This is a genomic window from Echinicola jeungdonensis (assembly GCF_030409905.1).
GTDB lineage: Bacteria > Bacteroidota > Bacteroidia > Cytophagales > Cyclobacteriaceae > Echinicola > Echinicola jeungdonensis.
On the sequence record NZ_JAUFQT010000001.1, the window covers coordinates 2,629,758 to 2,653,648 of the forward strand.

The window sequence follows — 23,891 nt, forward strand, 5'->3', positions numbered from 1 at the left end:
AACACCAATGAATATTTACAAGGAAGAAAGGGTAGTGATGACCCTCGATGCAGGTGGGACAAATTTTGTTTTTTCTGCATTTCAAGGAGGTAAGGAATTGATTAAACCTTTTGTGATGCCTTCCCATGCGAATGATTTGCAGAAATGTTTGGATACCATTGTTGAGGTTTTTAAAGCTATCAGGGGTCAAATAAAAGGGGAGGTTGCTTCCATTAGTATTGCTTTTCCTGGCCCGGCAGATTATAAAAAAGGAATCATAGGGGACTTGCCCAATTTTCCAGCCTTTAAAGCAGGAGTTCCATTAAAAGATATGTTGGAGGGTCTGTTTGGCTTACCCACATTCATTAATAACGATGGGGACTTGTTTGCCTTTGGAGAATCAGTGGCTGGGATGCTTCCTGAGGTCAATCAAAAATTACAATCGCTAGGAATCAATAGGGAGTATAAGAATTTGTTTGGTGTTACCCTGGGGACAGGCTTTGGAGGAGGGATGGTTATTAATAATCAATTGAACACTGGAGATAATTCCGCATCCAGTGAAATTTGGCTTACGCGGAACCCTATTCATCATCATTTAATAGCAGAAGAAGGAGTCAGCATTAGGGCCATTCAAAATGTATATCAAGAGGAGGCAGGAATCAAATGCGATTTTTCACCAAAGGATATTTATGAAATTGCATTGGGGGAAAAAGAGGGGGACCAAGCTGCTGCTCAAAAAGCCTTTGATAATATGGCTTTTGTAATTGCTGAGGCATTGGCCAATGCCATGACTCTGATTGATGGGCTAATAGTTATTGGTGGGGGACTTGCTGGAGCATCTAATTTAATAGTACCAAAAGTTATCCAGCATTTGAATGGGACCATAGAAAATGGAAAGGGAGAAAAAATTCCCCGCTTAGTTTCAAAGGTATATAATGCAGATGATCCACAATCCTGGAAGGAATTTGTGGCGGACCATGAACTGGAAATAGAAGTTCCTTTTACCAATAAAAAAGTGAGCTACAGGCCTGAAAAAAGGATTGCCCTGGGCTTGTCCAGGCTTGGGACCAATAGAGCAGTAGCCATTGGCGCTTATGCTTTTGCCCTTAGCCAATTAGATGAAAATAGTAAAGTGCCCCAATCTAAATTTAGAATGCTGGGGGATGAATCAATGATGAACGGAAAAAAACAAGAAAATGAATAATAATAAACTGTTTTATTATGCAATTACGGTGTCCATGGCTGGATTTTTATTCGGTTTTGACACGGTTGTGATTTCGGGGGCCAATTTGCCCATTAAGCAATTATGGAATACTTCCGAGTGGTTTCATGGTACTTTTATTATGTCCATGGCTTTATGGGGGACCGTAATCGGTGCCCTATTGGCAGGATATCCAACTGAGCGGTTAGGTAGGAAGGTGACTTTGATTTGGATAGGTATTTTGTTTTTTATTTCTGCTCTAGGTTCTGCCTTGGCCCCCGATCCTTACACTTTTTCCTTTTTCAGATTTATTGGTGGCTTGGGTGTTGGAGCTTCTTCCATAGCTGCACCAACTTATATTTCCGAAATTTCAAATCCTGAAAATAGAGGAAGGTTGGGAATCCTTTATCAGTTTAACCTGGTGTTGGGTATATTGATTGCCTTTATTTCCAATTACCTGTTAGAAGGAGTTGGAGGCCAAAATGATTGGCGTTGGATGCTGGGTGTAGAAGCAATTCCGGCAATATTGTACACCTTAATGGTATTGGGGGTTCCTAAGAGTCCAAGGTGGCTGCTTATCCATCAAAATAATCCTGCAGAAGCTTTAAGGGTTTTGAAATTGACTACGGCTGATAAGGAAGCAAGACAGATTTTGAATTCCATCGAAATAGATCACCTTAAAACCCAAAGCAATACTTCCTCCGTGTTTTCAAAAAAATATAGTTTTCCTATGATATTAGCCTTTTTGATTGCCTTTTTTAACCAGCTTTCCGGCGTGAATTTTATTCTTTATTACGCTCCTGAAATTTTGGAAAAGGCGGGTTTTGGTACTTCAGATTCCTTGTTCAGTTCCATTTCCATAGGTGTTGTTAATTTGATTTTCACCCTTATCGGAATGTATTTGATTGATAGGGCAGGAAGAAAACAATTGATGTATATAGGATCAATTGGTTACATTATTAGCCTTTCCATGGTGGCATTGGGTTTTTACATTGAATCATCTGCACTTTTTAAACTGGTGTTCATTTTGACATTTATTGCCTCTCATGCCATTGGTCAGGGAGCAGTGATTTGGGTGTTTATTTCCGAAATATTCCCCAATAAACTTCGCGCTTATGGTCAAGCATGGGGGTGTGGTACCCATTGGGTTTTTGCCGCCTTGATTACCCTGTTCGGCTCCGTGATGATCAATAGCTTCGCACCATGGAAAGTGTTCCTGTTTTTTGCCTTTTTTATGGTTTTACAGCTACTGTTTACTCATTATTTGATGCCGGAGACAAAAGGTGTTTCTTTGGAAGATTTACAGTCCAAGTTGGTCAAAGAAGATGAGGAAAAGGTCCTTCAAAGTTAGGGTGCCAAAGGAAATAAATTGGAAAATGATAATCCCTTAATGTTATAGAAATGGTCAATATCTGATGAAAGAACCCGCAGATTGGTCTGCGGGTTTTTCTATAAAAAAAGAAGTAGAAATCTTTGGTTTCAGGAATCAATTTAGAATGCTAAATTGTTTTAACTTAAGGTTTTAAATATTTCCCTTATAATTCTAAGGGACAGGGTTATGATTTTTAGATAAATTTAATTGAAACATAAAAAATAATGGCCAAAAATAAGGTTTCCATTAGTGATATAGCAAAGCAGCTTAATATTTCCACGACAACCATATCTTTTATCCTGAATGGAAAAGCGAAGAAGAAAAGTATAAGTGATAAGTTGGTGGCTAAGGTGCTGAAAAAAGTGGAGGGGGAGCAAAAAAAAATATCAATTTAGTTATGAAAAAGACTTTGGGACTCACACGGGAAAAGCCCTCTTTCGAATAATATTGCTTTTTTTCCTCTTTTGTGTTTTAAGTTGCAATGAGGAACTAAAGCAATCTTTTCAAGAGCAGGTTATTCCTGGGGAATTGCCTGATCCATCCGTGATCAAAGTAGGTGATGTATATTATGCAAGTGGCTCTTCAAATAATTGGGGACCCTATTACCCAGTATATCAATCTAAAAATTTGAAAAACTGGGAATTTGTAAACTATGTTTTTGATCAAAAGCCAGAATGGACCATTGATAGCTATTGGGCTCCCGAATTATTTTATGAAAATGGAACCTACTATTGTTACTATACCGCAAGGAGGAAAGATGGGATTTCTTGTATAGGGGTGGCAACAACTGATGATATTACAAAAGGTTTTAAAGATCAAGGTGTCATTATTGAGTGGGGCAATGAAGCTATTGATGCATTTGTTTTTAAAGAAAATGGAACAAAGTAAATCACTGGGAAAGCTTATGGGTTAACTCCTGATAAGCCCATTCAAATCTTGGGTTCTGCACTGACTGAAAATGGGTTGAAATTGACCGGGGAAGCCTTTGAAATCTTGACAGCAGAAAAGGACAGATAGGAAAGTGGGGTATAGAGGGCCAGTGTATTGTGAAGCACGGGGATTATCTCTATATGTTATATTCAGGAAATGCTTGTTGTGGAGGGTTGTGTGATTACCAGGTAGGGGTAGCAAGGTCCAAATCCATCAAAGGACCTTGGGAAAAAAATCCAGCCAATCCCATTTTAAAAAGTAACGAAACCTGGAAGTGCCCCGGTCATGGCACGTTGGTAAATTCAGGTAATGAATGGAATTATTTATACCATGCCTATCCCAATTATGGATTTCCATACATAGGAAGGTCCGCTTTACTTAGTCTCTTAATTTGGGATAAAAAAAGTGATTGGCCTTATTTTAACTTAAGTCCTGAGGACATCGACCCAAGACAACTCAAAACTGGAAATGTAGATGAGTTTGATGGCAAAATGGCGGATTGGTGGCGGTTTGATGTGTCCACTTACCTTCCTGTTACCGAGATTTCGGATTCAAAACTTCGATTAAAAGATCAACCCATTGTAGAAGGGGGAAATATGATATCTGCCATGGTGGCAGTTCCAGAATATGGAGATTTTGAAATTCAGACTACTATTGCCGAAGTAAATGGTGTGATGAGTGGACTGGTCTATTATGCCACAAAAGATCGCTCAGTGGGCTTTGGGGTTGAAGACCAACAACTTGTAGTTTGGGAATTGAATAAAGGAGATTTTGAAGTGCTTTCCTAGGAAATAATTCAATCGGAGGGCCCGGTTTATTTAAAATCCTCTATGAAAGGGGTAAACCAGATCGAGTTTTCTTACAGTACAGACCATCAAAACTGGAAACCCATGCCATTGGACGGTCCTGTGAAATCAGACCATTTGTCCTGGTGGTCCTGGGGAATAAAGGCAGGCCTTTTTGTTAAGGCTGGGAGTTATGCTGAAAATAGGGTCGGGGTATTTGAAAATTTCGAGATTAAATATTAAAAAGGCTTTTTGGCTGATTTGCTCAGTAAGAAGAGGTTACTCTTCCGAATTTCTTTTCAGATATTATGGTGCTTCAGCGGAATCAAATAATAAAAATTTGGGGCATGGTAGATAAAAAAGATGTCATCACAGTTCAATTTTACGGTGTTGAAAAAAAGTGTAGCAGGCAAGGATGGAAAATGGTCGGTAGATCTCCCTGCAATGAAATATGGAGGGCCATTCGAGTTGATTATTAAAGGCGAAAAAAATAGGCTTGTCTTTAAAAATATATTCATTGAAGATGTTTGGTTATCCAGTGGGCAGTCCAACATGGAGTTTGGTCTCAATGGAGATTTTACCGGCAAGGAGGCTATTGAAAACTCCAAAAATTCAAATATCAGGCTACTTAATGTTCCTAAAGCCATTCAAAATTCAGAAACTTTTGATATTGGAGCAAGTTCCTGGAGTATATGTGGTCTCTCCACATCAACCAACTTTTCGGCAGTAGGATATTTTTTTGGAAAAAGATTGCAGGAAAACCTGGATATTCCTATTGGGCTAATCAATTCCTATTGGGGTGGAACAGATATTGAAACTTGGACAAGCTGGAAGGCTTCAATGGAAAATAAAGAATTTGCCAAGTACAATTGGAAAACAGTAGAAAAGGCTTTGGGATATTCAACAGCTGATCTAAATAAATTCAAAAAGTCAATTGAAAATGATTCCGCCTTAAAAAGAGGTGGTTTGACCCTGATACCAAGGTTAAAGGTTGGGGAAAAATGACTGTTCCTAAAAGTTGGGATGGGAAGTTTGAGGATGAAGATGGAATTATCTGGTTTCGCAAGAAAGTGGAATTGCCCAAAGAGGTTGAAGGGAAAGAAGGAGAACTCAACCTTGGACCTATAGACGATGCTGACATCACTTGGGTAAATGGAGAAAAGGTTGGAGAAATAGCTTTCTGGATGGCCAATAGAAATTATAAAATAAAACCGGAAATATTAAAACCAGGAGAAAATACCATCAGAGTCAGTGTGATGGGTAATTCTTCCCAGGAAGGGATACATGGCAAACCTGAGGATGTTTACCCGAAGGTAAACGGTGAAAAATATCCTTTGGCAGGAGAATGGGGTTATAAACCTTCAGTAGTCAGTTCGGGCTATGGGTTTTCGAATAGGGGAAAGGTCCAAATTCCTTTGCTTCTTTTTCTTTTAATGGCTTGATATATTCTTTGGTGGGATTTGGCATCAAAGGAGTGATTTGGAACTAAGGGAAAACAATGCCGGAGGAGCTTACCGGTATGGAAAACTTTTCCCAAACTTAATCTATGACAAGTCAAAAATAATTACTTAAACTAAATGTTCCTTAAGATGTTTTTCAACCGGGAAATATGGCAGGTCAAAAGCCTCTGCCACTGCTTTATAAACAATTTCTCCTTTGATAATATTGAGACCAGCTGCTAATTCTTCATTTTCCACTGCAGCCTTTTGCCAACCTTTTTCAGCAAGTTCAATGGCATAGGGTAAGGTAGCATTAGTGAGTGCAACGGTAGAGGTGTAAGGGACAGCACCTGGCATATTGGCCACACAATAGTGGAGTACATCATCGATGGTATAAGTTGGGTTTTCATGAGTGGTGGGTTTGCAGGTTTCTATGCATCCACCTTGATCTACAGCTACATCTACCAATACTGTCCCTTTTTCCATGTCTTTTAACATATCCTTGCTGATCAAATGGGGCGCTTTTGCCCCAGGGATAAGTACTGCCCCGATGATTAGGTCGGCAGAAGGAATCAATTCCCGGATATTAAATTCATTGGACATCCTTGTGCGGACATTTGCAGGCATTACGTCCGAAAGGTATCTCATCCTTGGAAGTGAAACGTCCAGAATTGTTACATCGGCACTTAAACCTGCAGCCATCCAAGCTGCCTGGGTGCCTACAACTCCACCCCCGAGAATGAGGACTTTTGCCGGTAAGGTTCCCGGAACACCTCCCATAAGAATGCCCTTACCTCCTAAAGGTTTTTCCAAATAGTTGGATCCTTTTTGGGCAGCCATCCTTCCGGCTACCTCGGACATTGGGATTAGTAAGGGAAGACCTCCTCCTCTTTTTTCCACCGTTTCGTAAGCTAGGCAAATGGAATTACTTTTCATCATGGCACGGGTAAGGGGTTCGTGGGAGGCGAAATGGAAATAAGTAAATACCAGTTGGTTTTCCCGAACCAGCTTATACTCCGGTTCTATGGGTTCCTTTACTTTGATGATCATTTTGGCTTCCTCATAAATCTCCTCAATAGTGGGAAGAATTTCTGCGCCAGCAGAGAGGTAAAGGTCATTTGAAAAACCACTTCCAACTCCTGCATTATCTTGAATATAAACCGTATGACCTCTTTTGACCAATTCTTGTGTGCCCGCAGGAGTCAGGGCTACCCTGTTTTCCTGAACTTTTATTTCTTTTGGGATCCCTATTACCATAGCCTAATAATTTTGAAGTTTGTAGCCTTTAAGGTAAATATAAGATTTCAAGGGAGAAAATAATTGTGTTTTAGGAGAATGTTTCGGGGATCCCCGAATGGATGGACTGTTTTGGCTTTTTGTATTGAAAAAGTTGTGTTTTTTTTGTGTTTGTTTGGAGGGGATATGGGCTATTGAATTATTTTGATATAGTCAAGCACAGAATTTTAGGTGGGAATATAAATTTTTTAAAGCTTGAAACTGTTTTTGTTAAGGATTTGGTAGAATGTATATTTTCAGGATAAAATTTCGAAAATAGTATTTATTTAAACGATGTATAAAATTTATTATTGAGCAGGGGTTCCATGTGATTAGGATTATTTGTAAAACTGTTAAATTTCTGTATTTTTGGATTACTTGAATACCCAAAATAATAATTTAAATCAACAAGAATTCGAAGTGGAGACAATATCCAAACATAAAGGGAAAATACAAATAGATAAAGCTCAGGTACTTTACGATTATAAAATTGCACATCTTAGTCGTCAAGCTTCTTTGATGGGGAGGAAAGAGGTTTTCATGGGAAAGGCTAAGTTTGGGATTTTTGGAGATGGAAAAGAGTTGGCCCAAGTTGTAATGGCCAAATATTTCAAAAAGGGAGATTTCCGTTCTGGATATTACAGAGATCAAACCCTGATGTTTGCCATGGGAGAATTGAAGCTTCAGGAATATTTTTCCCAGCTATATGCCCATGTGGATGTAAAAGAAGAGCCTGCTTCGGGAGGTAGGTTGATGAACGGGCACTTCGCCACTCGTTCCCTCAATGAAGATGGAAGCTGGAAAGACCTGTCTCAAATCAAAAATTCTGCTGGGGATATTTCTCCCACAGCCGCCCAAATGCCCAAATTGGTCGGTTTGGCCTATGCATCCAAATTGTTTAGGGAAAATAAAGATCTGAAAAAACTCGAAGGATTTCATGCTAAGGGTGATGAAATTGCTTGGGGAACAATTGGTAATGCTTCCACTGCAGAGGGCATGTTCCTGGAAACGGTCAATGCGGGAGGAGTGTTGCAGGTTCCCATGGTTATATCCGTTTGGGATGATGAATATGGGATTTCTGTTCCTAATGAATTTCAGATGACCAAGGGAAGTATTTCTGAGGCATTAAGAGGTTTTGAAAGAGATAAAGGTAAGCCTGGTTTTGAAATTTTTGTAGTAAAGGGCTGGGAATATGAAGATCTTCATGAAGCTTATATGGAAGCCTCTCGGCTCGCCAGGGAAGAATTCGTTCCTTCCCTAATCCATGTGGTAGAATTGACCCAGCCTCAAGGGCATTCCACCTCTGGCTCCCATGAGCGCTACAAATCCAAAGAACGTTTGCAGTGGGAAGCAGACCATGATTGTATCCTAATGTTCAAATCTTATATCCTGGAAAATGAATTGGCCTCAGAGGAAGAATTGGAACAAATAGAAAATGAGGCTGTTCAGGAAGTTAAAGAGGAAAAAAATAAAGCTTGGAAATCATTTTCTGGTGAAATCAAAGCGGAGATGGAGGAAGCGGTTGGCTTGATTAAAAAAGCCGTTCTGGATAGCAAACAATCTGCAGCCTTAAAACAACTTTTGGAAGAGCTTTCCAAAACCCTGAATCCTATTCGGAAGGATGTGGTAAGCACCGTGAGGAGAGCTTTATGGTTGATGCGATTCGATGCGAAGGAAACCCGATTGGAATTGAAATCCTGGTATGAAAAGCAACAAGAACTTAACAAGGAACGCTATAGCAGCCATTTATATAGTGAATCAGACAAAAGCTGTCTAAAAATAAAAGAAGTGCCAGTTGAATATTCTGAAACCTCACCCCAAGTTGATGGAAGGGAGGTATTGCAGGCTTGTTTTGACCAAATACTTACCCGGGATCCAAGGGTGTTTGCATTTGGGGAAGATGTTGGAAAGATCGGAGATGTCAACCAGGCTTTTGCTGGACTGCAAGCTAAACACGGGGAACTTAGGGTGACGGATACCGGGATCCGGGAAATGACCATTATTGGTCAAGGTATTGGAGCTGCACTTCGTGGTCTTCGTCCCATTGCGGAGATCCAGTACCTGGATTATTTGTTATACCCCTTGATGACCCTTTCTGATGATTTGGCCTGTCTTCATTATCGTACCAAAGGGGGACAGAAAGCGCCCTTGATTGTAAGGACCCGGGGGCACAGGTTGGAAGGTGTTTGGCACTCGGGTTCCCCTATGTCTATGATATTGGGTTGCTTAAGAGGTATGTTGGTTTGTGTGCCAAGGAATATGACCCAAGCTGCTGGGATGTACAATACTTTAATCCAGTGTGATGAACCTGCACTAATGATTGAATGCCTGAATGGATATAGATTAAAAGAAACCATGCCGGCCAATGTTGGGGAGTTTACCGTTCCTTTGGGCAAACCTGAAATTTTGAGAGAAGGAGAGCATATTACCGTAGTTACTTATGGAGCCATGTGTAAAATCGTTATGGAGGCTGCTCAGTTTTTGGAGGACTTAGGAATTTCCATTGAAGTTATTGATGTCCAGACATTGTTGCCATTTGATATCCATCATGTCATTAAGGACTCGCTCAAAAAGACCAACAGGGTGATTTTTGCGGATGAAGATGTGCCTGGAGGTGCAAGTGCCTATATGATGCAGCAGGTGATAGAAGAACAAGATGGGTTCTATCTATTGGATTCTGAGCCAGTAACCCTTCCTGCAAAAGCCCATAGGCCTGCTTATTCTTCTGATGGAGACTATTTCTCCAAACCAAGTGTGGATGATGTAGTGGAAAAAGCCTACTTAATCATGCATGAGGCGGATCCTGTTAGCTATCCAAAAATATAAGGGGAAAAAATAGTTGAAGAAAAAAGCTTCCTCACCGGGGAAGCTTTTTTATTTCAATATTTGGTTTAAAGTTACTTCCGGGGAAGAAACTATATCACTTTTATTTAGTGTCCGGTCTTGAATTTGTACGTCAACCCGTATGGTGTCATTCCTGAAAATGGCCCTCCATCCGGAAGAAAGCATCGAATATTGAATAGTCCCTTCAATTGCTCTTTCATTATTGTCTGACAAAATGGTAGGAAAACGTCCGTTAAAAGTGGTATAATAGGGAGGGTCTGACCAATCAAATTCACTGAATACTCCATCCCTTTTTATGTAAAATTTGATAAAAATATTGTTGAAATCGGGATTTTGCTTTACCCAAATCGTATCGTTAATAGGGGTGTTGTTTACAATTGGATTGATTTCCCAATCTATTGGGTTGAAATTAGGGGCTTCAGGCGGCCGGTTGCTATAGGTGATCAAGGCACCTGAGTTGTCCCTTTGGTACTCCAATGGATTAAAAGGAGGGTTGATGTCCTCTGCATTCAAGCCTAAATTTCCTTCCGCATCCTGGAACCTGACGGAAACAATTAGAGAGTCGGAAGCATTGTCCAATTCCACGTAGGAAATGTCTTCAAAACTGATTTGAGGGGTAGAAGGGAAGTTTTCAGGAGGGGAAACGCATCCCAAAAGAAAAAATGCCAAAAGCAATGCGTATATGTTCCGATTAAACGTCATATTTTTGAGGAATATTTTTTTTGCATTTTGTCAAACCTAAATTTGCTTAAAAATGCCCACTATCGATAATAAAACGATGAAATATTTCAAAAGTTTTTCGGCTAGGTTGAAAAATATGGGACCAGAGGACTTTGAAAAAATGGCCCTAGATCTCTTTAGGTTTCAAGCTAAAGAAAATGCCATATATCAGGCTTATTTGGAAGCAAGGGGCATTTCTCTAGAAAGCATTGTAAATGTTAAAGAAATCCCTTTTCTACCTATTCAGTTTTTTAAAAAACATGAAGTGATATGTGGGGAAAAAGAGTCTTTTCCCGGTTTTTATTCAAGCAGTGGAACTACTGGAGCCATTACCAGTAGGCACTATTACTGGTCCGAAAAATATTACCTGGATCATGCTGAAGAGATTTTTTATCAACAATTTGGATCCTTGGAGGGTTACCACATTTTGGCCTTGTTGCCCGCCTATTTGGAACGAAAAGGAAGTTCATTGGTAGCAATGGCCGATCATTTTATCAATAAGTCCGACTCTGAACATTCCGGGTTTTATTTATATGATCATGATCAACTGGTCGAAAAACTTCAAGTGTTGTCCAATGGGAAACGAAAGGTGCTGCTTTTGGGAGTGACATTTGCTTTGCTGGATTTGGCAGAGACTTATGCCGGAAAATTCCCCGAAATGGATAATCTAATTGTAATGGAAACTGGAGGGATGAAAGGCAGGAGAAAAGAGATGGTCCGGGAGGAGGTGCATCATTTTCTCAAAGGTGCATTTGGGGTTTCTCAAATTCATTCCGAGTATGGAATGACGGAAATGATGTCACAGGCATATTCAATGGGATCAGGAAAATATACTTTGCCGTCCTGTATGCGCGTTTACTTAAGGGATTCTAATGACCCGCTTTCCTGGAGTCCCAGGGAACAAGGGGGAATCAATGTGATAGATTTAGGAAATTTTCATTCCTGTGCTTTTATTGAAACCCAGGATTTGGGGAAGTTGGATGAAAATGGAGATTTGGAAGTGTTGGGAAGGTTTGATAATAGTGATGTGAGGGGGTGCAATTTAATGGTAAATTAATTTTGTATTCCTTTTATAAATAGACATATTTGGTTTTAAAAAATGTTTAACATGAGAAGATTAGTTGCTTTAATTTTAGCTGTCGGCCTTATGGCTTTAGGTGCATGTGCCTCCAGTAAACCATGCCCTGCTTATGCAAAAGCCATGGATCAAAAAGAAGTCAAAGGTTAAAAAAATACGCTGATCTTAATAATCAGCGTATTTTTTAATGTCTTCGAGAGTGATTGTCTGATTACCCAAAATGACCAATCGCTCGACTACGTTTCTAAGTTCCCGGATGTTTCCTGTCCAAGGGTATTCCTGTAGTTTTTTGATGGCTTTTTGATCAATTTGTTTTTTTGTGGTGCCATATTCATTGGCAATGTCCTCTAAAAATCTATCCACCAAAAGTGGAATATCTTCTTTTCTGTCTTTCAAAGGAGGAACTTGGATGAGAATTACACTTAAGCGGTGGTACAAGTCTTCCCTAAAATTATTTTCTTCAATTTCCTTTCTCAAATCTTTGTTAGTGGCAGCCAAAACCCTTACATCCACTTTGATATCCTTGTCCCCGCCTACGCGGGTGATTTTGTGTTCCTGAAGGGCACGAAGGACTTTGGCCTGGGCCGATAGGCTCATATCACCGATTTCATCCAGGAAAATGGTGCCGCCATTGGCCTGTTCAAATTTGCCTTGCCTTTGTTTGTTGGCAGAGGTAAATGCGCCTTTTTCATGGCCAAAAAGTTCGCTTTCTATTAACTCAGAAGGAATAGCAGCACAATTGACGGCAATAAAGGGGGACTTTGCCCGGTTGCTTTTCTGATGCAACCAATGGGCAACCAGTTCTTTTCCTGTGCCGTTAGCTCCAGTGATTAGGACCCGGGCGTCTGTAGGGGCTACTTTTTCAATGGTTTCTTTTACCTGGCTTATGCCATCAGATTCCCCTATCATATCCAGCTTTTTGGAGAGCTTCTTTTTTAGGACCTTGGTTTCTGAAACCAAAGTCTTTTTCTCCAATGCATTTCTGACAGTAAGTAAAAGCCTGTTGAGGTCCGGTGGTTTAGGGATGAAATCGAAAGCCCCTTTTTTAGTGGCTTCAACTGCCGATTCTATTGAACCGTGGGCAGAGATCATGATAAATTGAGGTTGCTTTTCCATTTGGCAAACCTTATCCAGGACTTCCAAACCATCCATTTTTGGCATTTTGATATCACAAAGTACCAGGTCAAAATCATTGGATTCAATCAGTTTCAATCCTTCTGCACCGTCTTTGGCTTCCTGAATTTCATAATTTTCGTACTCTAATATTTCTTTTAAAGTAGACCGGATGACTTTTTCATCATCAATAATCAGGATTTTAGGCATAGGTAATTTTCAATTTTAGAATAAAAAAAGTGCAAGCCTATAAGCCGGGTTCTGTCCCCACCGAGGCGGGTACTTGTCATTTATCTGGCCCTGCCCTCACGGACAGGGTCTATCGATCCACCCGCTCCGATTATCCCAGTCCCGAAGGTTGGAAATTGGACGAGCAGCCCTTGGATCGGAGCCTATTTGATCTTTCAACCCATAAGGTTTACCCTGCAATACCGGTCACCCGGTACTCGGTGGGCTCTTACCCCACCATTTCACCCTTACCCCAATAGTAACCGAGGCGGTATATTTTCTGTGGCACTGTCTGTAACAAAGCCGTCACCAGCTTTGCCCCTTCCCGTTAGGAAGTATGGCGCTCTATGTTGCCCGGACTTTCCTCCCCGGAACGGCCTGACTAATCAGGTTCCCGTGGCGACAAGTTGGCTTGCACCTTGCAAAATAAAGTATTTTTAAATGATTTTTACATCTTTAACTCCAATTAAATAGTGTTTGGTTTCAAAGGTTAAGTGGATTTGAAGTAAATTTTCTCATAAGCAACCGAATTAGCGGGTTTGAAAAATTAAAATCCTACTTCGTTTTAGCTTCCCGGACATTGAGCCATTTTTAATTTTAGGGTGTTCTTTTGGGTGGGTGATGTTCTTGAATGGTTATATCTTGTTGGTAGTCAAGTTGTTTTTATAGAAGGGGGATAAAAAATTAAAAAATAATTTGGTCATTAAAGGTTCTGGATAAGCAAGATAAGCATTTAGTTTTTTCTAACTTTGTGGTAATTAAAATTAAAAACTATGATATTATTGGATAATGCCGTGCTCAGTGATGATCTCAAAGAAAACTTCTTTGTGTGTGATCTGGAGAAATGTAAGGGAGCATGCTGTGTGGAAGGAGATGCGGGTGCTCCTCTGGAAGATGAGGAAATTGAAATTTTAGACAAAATTTACCCTGCCGTAAAACCTTATTTGACTGGGGAGGGAATAAAGGTAATAGAGAAAAAAGGTACTTGGGTAATTGATCAAGAAGGGGAAAAAGGGACTCCTACTGTTGGTAAGAATGGTGCTTGTGCCTACGCCAACTGGGATGAAAACGGTACTTTAAAATGTGGGATAGAACAAGCCCATATTGATGGAAAAACGGATTATTTAAAGCCAATAAGTTGTCATTTGTACCCCGTGAGAATTACCAAATATGACCAATACGATGCTCTGAATTATGACAGGTGGAATATTTGTGATCCAGCTTGCCAGTTAGGGAATCGACTTCAGGTGCCAATTTATAAATTTGTAAAGGATGCTCTTATCAGGAGATATGGGGAAGCATGGTATGAGGCATTAGTGGAAGATATTGAAGGGAAAAAATAGCATTGCTGTAGCCATGTGGACCTGAAAGATTTTCTACTGATAAGTCGTAATATTTTGTCGAAAATCATAAATTTTGAAGCTATGCGAGGATTTTCTTTATTGGGCTATTGCTTGGTTGCTTTTTTTATTTTTTCCTGTTCCAGAAACCCCGTGACCGGAAAAAAAGAACTGGTATTAATGTCAGAAAAACAGGAGGTGGCCATAGGTAAAGAGGCAGATCCTCAAATTACAGCAACATATGGAGTTTATGATAATCCTGATTTGCAGGCATTCATTCAAACCAAGGGTGATGCCATGGCCAAAGTTTCCCATCGTTCAGGTTTAGAGTACCATTTTAAAATTCTGGATTCCCCTGTAGTTAATGCATTTGCTTTGCCAGGAGGCTATGTTTATTTCACCAGGGGTATTATGGCTCATTTTAATAGTGAAGCTGAGTTTGCCGGGGTCCTTGGCCATGAAATTGGCCATATTACTGCAAGGCATGGTGTAAAACAACACCGAAACAGGCTCTTGGGGCAGCTGGGCCTTGTGGCTGGGGTTGTGGTTTTTCCGGAATTAGGGCAATTTGCCGGAGAAGCCTCCCAAGGGCTTCAATTATTATTATTGAAATTTGGTAGAGATGCAGAAAGGCAATCGGATGATCTTGGGGTGGAATATTCTTCACATTTGGGATATGATGCCTCCGAATTAGCAGATTTTTTTACTACCCTGGAACGGCAGGGGGAAGTGGCAGGACAAGCCTCACTACCGTCATTTTTGTCAACTCACCCTTCTCCAGAAGACCGTAGCCAAGCTGTGCTTGTAGAAGCACAATTGTGGATGGAAAAATTGAATCTACAGGATCCAAAAGTTGAAAGAGAAGCTTACCTAAAAAGGATTGATGGCTTGGTGTATGGAGAAGATCCAAGGCAGGGTTTTATTGAGGGGGGCAAATTTTATCATCCCAAACTAAGATTTTCCTTTCCCATTCCCCCGGATTGGACTTGCATCAATTCTCCGACATCTGTTGATATGGCCCCGGAAAATGGAGAAGCACTTTTAACTTTTAGCCTTTCATCAAAAGATACTTTGGAAAAAGCGGCAACTGAGCTTGTGAAAAAATATGATCTGGAGCTTATCAATCATAAAGAAATTAGAATTCATGGATTGAAGGGACTTGCCTTAGAAGCTGGAAAGCAGCAAGATAATATGGTGGTCAGGGTTTTGGCTTATCTAATACAATATGGAGATCATATTTATCAATTTTTAGGAGTATCCCAGTCTTCTAATTTTGATAATTATGTAAACCTGTTTTTGGAAAGTATGCGGAATTTTCGGGAATTAACCGACCCGGATAAACTTAACCGTATGCCAAAACGAATTCAGGTTATAACTGTGGCTGAATCCGGAAATCTGGAGTCAATTTTGAAAGGTTTAGGGATGCCTCCATTAAAATTGGAGGAAATTGCTCTTTTGAACGGAATGTCCCTTTCTGATCAAATACAAAAAGGCACCTTAATAAAAATAATTGGTCAATGATTGTTGTCTTTCTTACAAAACAGCTTCATTTCTAGAAGCTACATGTCTAGGGTAATCCGTTTCCAAAATTTTTCTTATCCCATCCAGGTAGGAAGTGGGCTTGAAATAAAATTGCTTCTCAAATTTGGAACTGTCAAAAACATAGGGCCGGTCATATTGATACAGCATTTCCTTAACTTCCCTCATTAAAGGGGAAAAAGGGCTGGCCAAATGAAATATCCATTTGTAAATTACTTGTAGACTGGGTTGAGCACCCATTTCTTCTGCAATCATATAGACCCATTCTTTGCCAGTAGGGGGATTTCCTGCGGTTGGCAAGTGCCAAATTTGATTAAAAGCTTCCGGTGTATTTCCCAGTAAGGCAGTGGCTTTTCCTGCATCTGGTGTGAAAGTAAAAGAATGGGGTTGATAGGAAGATGCTATCCATTTGGCATTATTGCCTTTTGCCAGGGGTAGAAAGACCAGTTCGTTGAGCAATCCTTTCTTTTTTGTACCGGGCCCATAGAAATCTGCAGACCTGGCAATTAGGGCATTAATTTTTCCGTTTTCTACAGCATCCATGACCATTTTTGCAATTATTGCCCGGACTTTTCCCTTTTTACTGGAAGGGTTGACCGGGGTATTTTCTGTCATGGGATTTAAATGAAATGGGTCGTACATAAAAACATTATCAAAAAAAACCAATTTGCATTGGTGGGCACTACATGCCTCGATAACATTTTTAATAGCAAGCGGCCATATTTTTTGCCATAGAGCAGTGTTAAATTCAAACCCTACCGTCAAATAAACGATTTCGGATCCAGCCACTGCTTCCATAACTTCTTGGGCTTGAAGTAAATTAGCAGACTTAGTTTCGTCGCTAGAATTAACCACTTTAGGGTTTCTACTAACCAAGCGGATTTTGTCAGTATAAGTCCTCAATTCCTGAGCCAGTAATGTTCCAATAATTCCTCCAGATCCAAGTATGGTTTGCATAGGCGATGAGGTTTTGGTTCGGACTTTAATAAAGATACTTTAATTATTGGAGGAAAGTTAATTGTCAGGAAAAAATGTGAATAATTCCTGTCTGGTTTGTTGTAGGTAGGTTTGCAGTGTTAGGTGTAGAAGGGGATTAAACCGTTTTTGGATTCAAAAATTGGATCCATTTCCCTAAGTATTTAAATGTTTATAATAGTTATGGTTTTTAGGGGTATACTGTCCTTATTTAGTTTAAAAATACCATAAAAAAGGAATAAAGACTTGGTAAAGTTTCTTGTAGGATGTGATGGTGTTTATTACCCGAAATACTATTTTAATAGGTGTAAAAGGTTGTTAGTATATAGAAAAAAGTAATTAATGTAAATTAGGGGAAGGGTAGAAATATGAAGTGTAGCGCTTTATTTCGGTTATTTTGATCTTTATTTACAGAAATAATTATTTTATTTAATTAATTTTCAAATATATTAAAACGTATTTCAAAATATTTTTTTTGCATTTTAAAATTTGTAAATTAGTATAAATTAATCCCAACTGCTATGAAGAATTTTTATGCTGCTAAAATTCTGAACAAGGTTTGGAGTTTAGCTTTGGTTTTATCGTTAATAGTAATTGCAGCTTGTGACAAGGTAGATCCAGATGGGCCGGATATTGCAAACAAATGTTTTGATCAACCTGAAATGGCTTGGGCAATCGGAGAAAGGTTTAATCAAGAGGGGGACCGGGTTTTGTATGTCGAAATTCCACCATATGACCAAAGTGTGGGAGCTGGCGGACAAATAGTTTGGCTGGATTTAGGACTTGAAAACAGTGAAGAGGTCATTGGTGCGGTGAAGTTTAGAGAGCTTCTTGATAGTGAGGTTCCCAAGGGAGCCAACCCCGGGGAATATATTAAATTACTAGTCAGGATTGATGAGCCCCTTTGGTATTTTGTCCCACAATCCCAGAATATTAAAGTGGAAGGGTATGCTGAATCCCCCACCGGAGAAATTCCTCCTGATCAATTTGAAACCCACAAGGGAGTGGCTACTCAGGAAACCGGTTCAGATTGGGAGTATTATATAGTAGTTTTACCCCGATTTAATTATTACGAGGTTAATGTCGAAGTCCAAAAACAAATTAAATGTGTAGAAGGTGAATAGGTCAATTTGGAAAATAAGCAAATTGTTATTTCTGCAATAAGTGTTTTTCGAAAGAGTTAAGGTGAGGGGTTTCCAGCAGATAATCTCTTTATAAATCCAAGAATCTTTAAGATTGAAAGTTGAATTTTTTAAGGGATTTTGAATGAAAAAGGCTATTCTATTGATATAGAATAGCCTTATTTTATTCAATAATGTATTATCGATTATCCTTTGATCACCGAAAAATCAAAAGTATCAAGGAATTTGGTAGTAAAGTTACCTGCCTTGAAGTCCTCATTGTCCAAAAGGGCCAAGTGGAAAGGAATGGTAGTTTTAATACCTTCAATTACAAATTCTTCCAAGGCTCTTTTCATCCTAACGATAACCTCCTCTCTTGATTGTGCACTTACAATCAATTTGGCAATCATGGAGTCATAATTAGGAGGGATGACATATCCGGCATATACATGGCTGTCCACCCTGACGCCTCGTCCACCTGGAAGGTGCAAGTTTTGGATTTTTCCTGGGCAGGGTCGGAATCCATTTGATGGATCTTCTGCATTTATCCGGCATTCCATAGCATAAAGCTTTGGATAATAGTTTTGGCCAGAAATTTCAATGCCGGCAGCCACTTTTATTTGTTCTTTAATAAGGTCATAATCAGTCACCTCTTCAGTAATGGGATGTTCTACCTGAATACGGGTATTCATCTCCATAAAGTAGAAATTTCGGTGTTTGTCCACCAAAAATTCTATGGTTCCGGCTCCTTCATAACCAATGGCTTCTGCTCCTTTGATGGCAGCTTTACCCATAGCATCACGTAGTTCATCAGTGATAAACGGAGAAGGGGTTTCTTCGACTAGCTTTTGGTGACGCCTTTGAATGGAACAGTCCCTTTCAGATAGGTGGCATGCTCTGCCGGTTTTGTCACCTACTATCTGAATTTCAATATGACGAGGTTCTTCCACAAATTTTTCCAAATACAAGCCATCATTACCAAATGCAGCCCCTGACTCCTGCCTGGCGTCGTCCCAGGCTTTTTTGAATCCACTTACCTCTTTGACGATTCTCATACCTCTACCTCCACCTCCGGCGGTGGCTTTGAGTATTATTGGATACCCCATTTCTTCGGCAATCTTAATGCCATGCTCCATGGAATCCAATAGTCCGTCAGAACCGGGTACGGTTGGTACGCCGGCAGCTTGCATGGTTGCTTTGGCGGTTGCTTTGTCCCCCATCTTATTGATCATTTCGGGACTGGCGCCAATAAATTTAATGTTGTATTCTTCACAGATTTTGGAAAACTCAGCATTTTCTGAAAGAAATCCATACCCAGGGTGGATGGCATCTGCATTGGTGATTTCTGCAGCTGCGATGATACGGGGAATGTTAAGGTAGGATTCCCGGCTAGGGGCTGCACCGATGCAAACGGCCTCATCTGCAAACCTTACATGTAAACTGTCCTTGTCCGCAGTAGAATAAATCGCCACTGTCTTAATTCCCATTTCTTTGCAAGAACGGATAATCCTCAGGGCTATTTCCCCTCTGTTGGCAATTAATATTTTATTAAACACAATATTTCGGGTTGATGAAACAAATTGAATTTTATCCTGCCGGATCGACTAAGAATAGAGGTTGATCATACTCCACGGGGGATGCATTTTCAACTAGGATTTTAACAATTTTACCTGAAACTTCTGATTCAATTTCGTTGAATAGTTTCATGGCTTCGATGATACAAACCGTTTGTCCAGCTTTTATCGAATCGCCCACATTCGCAAATGGATCTGATTCAGGGTTGGCCGAACGGTAAAAAGTACCGATCATGGGGGATTTAACCTCCACATAATTGGAAGTATCGTCCTCTGCTTTTGGTGCGGAAGGTGCAGATGCCGCAGGACTTGGATCAGCAGCGTTTGTAGCTGCAGGTGCCGGAGCGGGTGCTGATGGAGCATGACTTTGAGAAACACTCGCTTCCGAATTTTTCTTGATGGACAATTTAAATTCGTCTGTTTCGATTTTCACCTCGGCTAATCCGGAGTTCGAAATAAAATCTATTAATTCCTGAATTTCTTTCGGTTTCATATTGATTTTGTTTGCAGAAGCGCTAATAATATTAAGCGTTTCTAAATGTTTTAAAAATATGATAGGCTATGTAATTTAATAAAATCACATAGGTATTAAAATTATTTCACTCTTTCTGAGTAGGAACCATCTCGGGTGTCTACTTTAATCAGGGTGTCCTGGTCTACAAATAAGGGCACCATTACAGTAGCGCCAGTTTCCAAGGTGGCAGGTTTAAGGGTATTGGTAGCTGTGTCACCTTTGATTCCCGGCTCGGTATAGGTGATCATCAATTCCACAAATGGGGGCAATTCAACTCCCAAAGGTGTTTCTGTCTCATCGTGGATGAGGATGTCCACCATCTGTCCTTCTTTCAACAAATCAGCCCTTTCGATCAGTTTGGGTTCAATAGGAATTTGTTCAAAAGTATTGGTATCCATAAAATGGTAACCTAAATCGTCTGCGTAAATGAATTGATGAGGGCGCTTTTCTACCCTTGCGGTGGTAACCTTTTCACCGGCATTGAAAGTCTTGTCCAGTACTTTGCCTGTTGTAAGGCTTTTTAACTTGGTTCTGACAAAAGCGGCGCCTTTGCCGGGCTTTACATGCTGAAATTCAACAATGGTATAGATGTCATTGTTGAGCTCCATGCAGAGACCATTTTTAAAATCTGCAGTACTTGCCATCGTTTATTTACTTTTTATAAGTTTCAATTATTTTGGGTCATATCCCCACTTGAGGTAAACTGCTCCCCATGTAAATCCTCCCCCAAAAGCAGCCAGAATTAGGTTGTCTCCTTTTTTGAGTTTTGATTCATAATCCCAAAGACAGAGTGGAATTGTTCCAGCAGTGGTGTTGCCATAGTTTTCTATGTTCATCATGACCTTTTCCGGCCCTATTCCCATTCGGTTGGCTGTGGCATCAATGATCCTTTTGTTGGCTTGGTGAGGTACCAGCCATTGTATATCCTCTCCGGAGAGGTTGTTTTTGGCCATAATCTGGGCACTGACTTCCGCCATATTGGTTACAGCAAACTTAAACACCGTTGATCCTTCCTGATAGGCAAAGTGTTGTTTTGCATTTACTGATTCAATACTGGCAGGAATTCGACTTCCTCCGGCTTTCATGTGAAGATATGGTGCCCCAGAACCATCCGCATGGTGAATGGAGTCCATGACCCCCAGTTCCTCTGTGGTAGGTTCCAATAATACCGCACCTCCGCCGTCACCGAAAATGATACAGGTGGTTCGGTCTTCGTAATTGACAATTGAGGACATTTTGTCCGCCCCAATTACAATGACCTTTTTATGCATTCCTGTTTCTATAAACTGGCTTCCCATGGTCAGGGCATAAACAAAGCCAGAGCAGGCTGCAGAGATGTCATAACCATAACTGTTTTTAGCACCCACCATATCAGCAACAATATTTGCTGTTGCTGGGAATGGCATGTCGGGAGTTACAGTGGCACAAATGATCAGGTCAATGTCTTCAGGGTTGGTATTGGTTTTTTCCAACAAACCTTTGACCGCATTGGCGCCAATGACGGATGTGCCTTGGTTTTCTCCTTTGAGTATTCTTCTTTCTTTAATACCGGTACGGGTAGTGATCCATTCGTCACTGGTTTCTACCATAGTTTCCAGTTCCTTATTGGTCAATACATAATCAGGGACCCAACCTTGAACTCCGGTAATAACAGCTCTAGTTTTTTTCATTTAGTTTTTGTTTTGGGAAAGTGCTTACTCATAGGGGTTTTTAGGGAAAGGCACTTACTCCATTATGTGATATTTTGCCACTTACATAAATAGGTTGTTGGGCAAAATAAATTTGGCTCTCAAAATTATTTAAAATGTGCTTTACCACCAAGAATTTTTATAAGTAGAATCCTATTTCTAACCTTTATTGATAAAATTTCAGGTAAAAACAATTGGTCATAAAAAAATCCATCCGAGGGCCCTCGAATGGATTTTATAAAAGTTTACCTGCGGTAATCGCTATCCACTGCTAGCATGGGATTTGGATTAAGCAAGAACCTCTTTTTCAATGATAACTTGGCCTTTGTAGTAAAGTTTCCCGTCCAGCCAATAAGCCCTGTGTGGCAAGTGGTATTCACCGGTGGTTTGACATTTAGCCAAGCCAGGAGCTGTCAACTTATAGTGAGTTCTTCTTTTGTCTCTTCTGGTTTTTGAAATTTTTCGTTTAGGATGTGCCATCTCTATACAATTTTAGATTAATCTTTTTTCTTAAATTTTTTTAATGCTTCCCATCGTGGGTCAATATGGTCTTCGGAATCATCTTCCGAAGGTGTATTGGGTGTCGGACTACTGTCATCAGGTTCATCTGACCAGTAAACCAATTGCCCCTCTCTGTCCAAATCTTCCTCATCCAACTCATTGATATAGTCCGGATGGATTTTTTTGGCAGGTAGGGCCAATATGATAAATTCATATATCAGTTGAGCCACATTGATGGAAGGGGTGTCTCTGGTAATCATGATAATTTCCTCGTTGATCTCCTGCTCCTCTGGTCCGTATTTGTAACGGATCTTTTGATTTATGGATAAAGGATGGTCAAACTTTTCAAGACTCCTGTCACAGGTCAATTCTGCTTTCCCTTCAATGTCAAATGTTGCCTCCATAAGGTTTACCTGCTTATCAAGTATAACCTTTGCTTTTAGATTGCCTTTTTCGATAATATCGTTGGCTTCAAAATGAGCAAAGAAATCATCGCCAATATCAAAAGAGAACTCGTGTTCTCCCTCACTTAATTTGATGATGTCAATGTCAAAAACTCTCCAGAATTTCACGATTCCTCCTGCTAGTTTAAGACCGCAAATTTAGGGAACTATTTTGTAAAAATAAAACCCTAGTTCTATTTATTTTTCTATTCTACTTCCCAGGGTGTTTTTTGGGCGATAATGTCCTGGGCAAGATAGATGGCAGCACGCATAGAACCCTCGTCTGCAATGTTTTTACCTGCTATGTTATAAGCGGTGCCGTGGTCTGGGGAAGTTCTGATGATTGGCAGCCCTGCAGTAAAATTGACCCCGGTTTCAAAGGATAATGCTTTGAAAGGAATTAACCCTTGATCGTGGTACATGGCCAAAATGCCATCAAACTTTTTCTGATGCATCATACCAAAGAAACCATCCGGAGCATAAGGGCCGAAAATCATATGGCCTTCATCCTGAAATTCACGGATGGCAGGTTGGATAACTTTGGCTTCCTCTTCTCCCAAAAGACCATCCTCACCCGCATGGGGGTTAAGACCCAATACGGCAATTTTTGGTTTATCAATGCCAAAATCATCCTTCAAAGACCGAAGCATAATCTTTAGTTTCTTTTTGATTTTTTCGGTGGTGACCTCTTGGATGACTTCTTTTAAAGGCACATGTCCACTTACCAGACCTACCCTCATATCTTCTGAAACCATAAACATCATGCTCTCTGTGCTTCCAAAGGCTTCAGTTAGATATTCTGTATGACCTACAAATTTAAATTCATCACTGTTGATATTGTTTTTGTTTAGTGGGGCAGTAACCAGCGCATCAATATTTTCCTCTTTTAAATCTTTGATGGCCTGGTCCAAGGCCGCTAATGCCATTTTGCCAGATTCGGCAGTTTCTACTCCTGGGATGATTTCCGGACATTGATCCACTACATTAATGACATTGATTTTTTTATGGTGAACTTCGTGGATAGTCCTTATCTGCATGAAATTAAAATCATCCAAATTCAGGTGTTTCCTATAAAAAGTTAACGCTTTTCCGTGTGCATAAATTACCGGAGTGATCAGCTTTTGCATTCTGGTGTCCAGCAAGGCCTTCATGGTAACTTCCGCACTTATCCCGTTAATATCTCCAATAGAGATGCCAATAATGGGTTTATCCTTTTTATGATTCATTGTTCT

General features: G+C 40.1%; 24 protein-coding genes and 1 other RNA gene. 13 read left to right on the forward strand and 12 right to left on the reverse strand.

Annotated elements, in window-relative coordinates; all coding sequences use genetic code 11:
- Positions 1–7 precede the first annotated feature (7 nt).
- The 8 genes from QWY93_RS10875 (at position 8) to QWY93_RS10910 (ending at position 5,709) form a co-directional block, all read left to right on the forward strand.
- Complete coding sequence (locus QWY93_RS10875; protein ID WP_290248270.1) at positions 8–1,183, forward strand: ROK family protein; 1,176 nt, start codon at positions 8–10, stop codon at positions 1,181–1,183.
- Entirely contained in the window at positions 1,176–2,531 is a 1,356-nt protein-coding gene (locus QWY93_RS10880) for a sugar porter family MFS transporter (protein ID WP_290248271.1), read from the forward strand. The genes QWY93_RS10875 and QWY93_RS10880 overlap by 8 nt, the downstream gene beginning before the upstream one ends.
- Positions 2,532–2,776: 245 nt before the next feature.
- Positions 2,777–2,947, forward strand: a complete 171-nt coding sequence (locus QWY93_RS10885) for a helix-turn-helix domain-containing protein (protein WP_290248272.1) — start codon at positions 2,777–2,779, stop codon at positions 2,945–2,947.
- Between the two features lie 52 nt (positions 2,948–2,999).
- Positions 3,000–3,440 (forward strand): glycoside hydrolase family 43 protein, encoded by a 441-nt coding sequence (locus QWY93_RS10890; RefSeq protein ID WP_290248273.1) that lies wholly within the window; start codon positions 3,000–3,002, stop codon positions 3,438–3,440.
- A gap of 140 nt (positions 3,441–3,580) precedes the next feature.
- Positions 3,581–4,270 (forward strand): family 43 glycosylhydrolase, encoded by a 690-nt coding sequence (locus QWY93_RS10895; RefSeq protein ID WP_290248856.1) that lies wholly within the window; start codon positions 3,581–3,583, stop codon positions 4,268–4,270.
- Between the two features lie 42 nt (positions 4,271–4,312).
- Entirely contained in the window at positions 4,313–4,510 is a 198-nt protein-coding gene (locus QWY93_RS10900; protein WP_290248274.1) for a hypothetical protein, read from the forward strand.
- A gap of 120 nt (positions 4,511–4,630) precedes the next feature.
- A complete protein-coding gene (locus QWY93_RS10905) occupies positions 4,631–5,272 on the forward strand; it encodes a sialate O-acetylesterase (protein WP_290248275.1) in 642 nt (213 codons plus the stop codon).
- Positions 5,269–5,709, forward strand: coding sequence for a hypothetical protein (locus tag QWY93_RS10910; RefSeq protein WP_290248276.1), 441 nt, complete (start codon positions 5,269–5,271; stop codon positions 5,707–5,709). The genes QWY93_RS10905 and QWY93_RS10910 overlap by 4 nt, the downstream gene beginning before the upstream one ends.
- Positions 5,710–5,835: 126 nt before the next feature.
- Here QWY93_RS10910 and ald read toward each other — a convergent pair whose 3' ends face one another.
- Positions 5,836–6,963, reverse strand: coding sequence for an alanine dehydrogenase (gene ald / locus QWY93_RS10915; RefSeq protein WP_290248277.1), 1,128 nt, complete (start codon positions 6,961–6,963; stop codon positions 5,836–5,838).
- 387 nt (positions 6,964–7,350) lie between these two features.
- On the opposite strand from ald, the gene QWY93_RS10920 reads away from it, so the two are divergent.
- Entirely contained in the window at positions 7,351–9,807 is a 2,457-nt protein-coding gene (locus QWY93_RS10920; RefSeq protein ID WP_379945426.1) for an alpha-ketoacid dehydrogenase subunit alpha/beta, read from the forward strand.
- A 48-nt stretch (positions 9,808–9,855) separates the two neighbouring features.
- Here QWY93_RS10920 and QWY93_RS10925 read toward each other — a convergent pair whose 3' ends face one another.
- On the reverse strand, positions 9,856–10,527 hold the full coding sequence (locus QWY93_RS10925; RefSeq protein WP_290248278.1) for a hypothetical protein: 672 nt from the start codon (positions 10,525–10,527) through the stop codon (positions 9,856–9,858).
- Between the two features lie 76 nt (positions 10,528–10,603).
- Here QWY93_RS10925 and QWY93_RS10930 point away from each other — a divergent pair, with 76 nt between their 5' ends.
- Entirely contained in the window at positions 10,604–11,602 is a 999-nt protein-coding gene (locus QWY93_RS10930; RefSeq protein WP_290248859.1) for a long-chain-fatty-acid--protein ligase, read from the forward strand.
- Positions 11,603–11,788: 186 nt separating this feature from the next.
- On the opposite strand, the gene QWY93_RS10935 is transcribed toward QWY93_RS10930, so the two are convergent.
- Together QWY93_RS10935 and rnpB are read right to left on the reverse strand one after the other, a co-directional pair.
- Complete coding sequence (locus tag QWY93_RS10935) at positions 11,789–12,946, reverse strand: sigma-54-dependent transcriptional regulator (protein ID WP_290248279.1); 1,158 nt, start codon at positions 12,944–12,946, stop codon at positions 11,789–11,791.
- A gap of 24 nt (positions 12,947–12,970) precedes the next feature.
- Positions 12,971–13,383: RNase P RNA component class A (gene rnpB, locus QWY93_RS10940), an RNA gene on the reverse strand.
- A 354-nt stretch (positions 13,384–13,737) separates the two neighbouring features.
- On the opposite strand from rnpB, the gene QWY93_RS10945 reads away from it, so the two are divergent.
- On the forward strand, positions 13,738–14,307 hold the full coding sequence (locus QWY93_RS10945; RefSeq protein WP_290248280.1) for a DUF3109 family protein: 570 nt from the start codon (positions 13,738–13,740) through the stop codon (positions 14,305–14,307).
- 81 nt (positions 14,308–14,388) lie between these two features.
- A complete protein-coding gene (locus QWY93_RS10950) occupies positions 14,389–15,825 on the forward strand; it encodes a M48 family metalloprotease (protein ID WP_290248281.1) in 1,437 nt (478 codons plus the stop codon).
- A 12-nt stretch (positions 15,826–15,837) separates the two neighbouring features.
- Here the strand turns inward: QWY93_RS10950 and QWY93_RS10955 are convergent, their stop codons facing one another.
- A complete protein-coding gene (locus QWY93_RS10955) occupies positions 15,838–16,800 on the reverse strand; it encodes an NAD-dependent epimerase/dehydratase family protein (RefSeq protein ID WP_290248282.1) in 963 nt (320 codons plus the stop codon).
- 539 nt (positions 16,801–17,339) lie between these two features.
- Between QWY93_RS10955 and QWY93_RS10960 the strand changes: the two genes are divergently transcribed.
- The gene (locus QWY93_RS10960) at positions 17,340–17,942 is read left to right on the forward strand and encodes a hypothetical protein (RefSeq protein WP_290248283.1); all 603 of its coding nucleotides are present in this window, start codon (positions 17,340–17,342) and stop codon (positions 17,940–17,942) included.
- A 203-nt stretch (positions 17,943–18,145) separates the two neighbouring features.
- On the opposite strand, the gene accC is transcribed toward QWY93_RS10960, so the two are convergent.
- The 7 genes from accC to pdxA form a co-directional block, all read right to left on the reverse strand.
- On the reverse strand, positions 18,146–19,495 hold the full coding sequence (accC, locus tag QWY93_RS10965; protein WP_290248284.1) for an acetyl-CoA carboxylase biotin carboxylase subunit: 1,350 nt from the start codon (positions 19,493–19,495) through the stop codon (positions 18,146–18,148).
- A gap of 31 nt (positions 19,496–19,526) precedes the next feature.
- The gene (gene accB, locus QWY93_RS10970) at positions 19,527–20,006 is read right to left on the reverse strand and encodes an acetyl-CoA carboxylase biotin carboxyl carrier protein (protein ID WP_290248286.1); all 480 of its coding nucleotides are present in this window, start codon (positions 20,004–20,006) and stop codon (positions 19,527–19,529) included.
- Positions 20,007–20,107: 101 nt separating this feature from the next.
- Positions 20,108–20,671 carry an elongation factor P gene (gene efp, locus QWY93_RS10975; protein WP_290248287.1) on the reverse strand — a complete coding sequence of 188 codons (564 nt, stop codon included), beginning with the start codon at positions 20,669–20,671 and terminating at the stop codon, positions 20,108–20,110.
- Between the two features lie 27 nt (positions 20,672–20,698).
- Entirely contained in the window at positions 20,699–21,697 is a 999-nt protein-coding gene (locus tag QWY93_RS10980) for a beta-ketoacyl-ACP synthase III (protein ID WP_290248289.1), read from the reverse strand.
- Positions 21,698–22,003: 306 nt separating this feature from the next.
- Positions 22,004–22,195 carry a 50S ribosomal protein L32 gene (gene rpmF, locus QWY93_RS10985; protein ID WP_290248290.1) on the reverse strand — a complete coding sequence of 64 codons (192 nt, stop codon included), beginning with the start codon at positions 22,193–22,195 and terminating at the stop codon, positions 22,004–22,006.
- A 17-nt stretch (positions 22,196–22,212) separates the two neighbouring features.
- Positions 22,213–22,788, reverse strand: coding sequence for a YceD family protein (locus QWY93_RS10990; RefSeq protein ID WP_290248291.1), 576 nt, complete (start codon positions 22,786–22,788; stop codon positions 22,213–22,215).
- A gap of 77 nt (positions 22,789–22,865) precedes the next feature.
- A complete protein-coding gene (gene pdxA / locus QWY93_RS10995) occupies positions 22,866–23,885 on the reverse strand; it encodes a 4-hydroxythreonine-4-phosphate dehydrogenase PdxA (RefSeq protein WP_290248292.1) in 1,020 nt (339 codons plus the stop codon).
- Positions 23,886–23,891 lie beyond the last annotated feature (6 nt).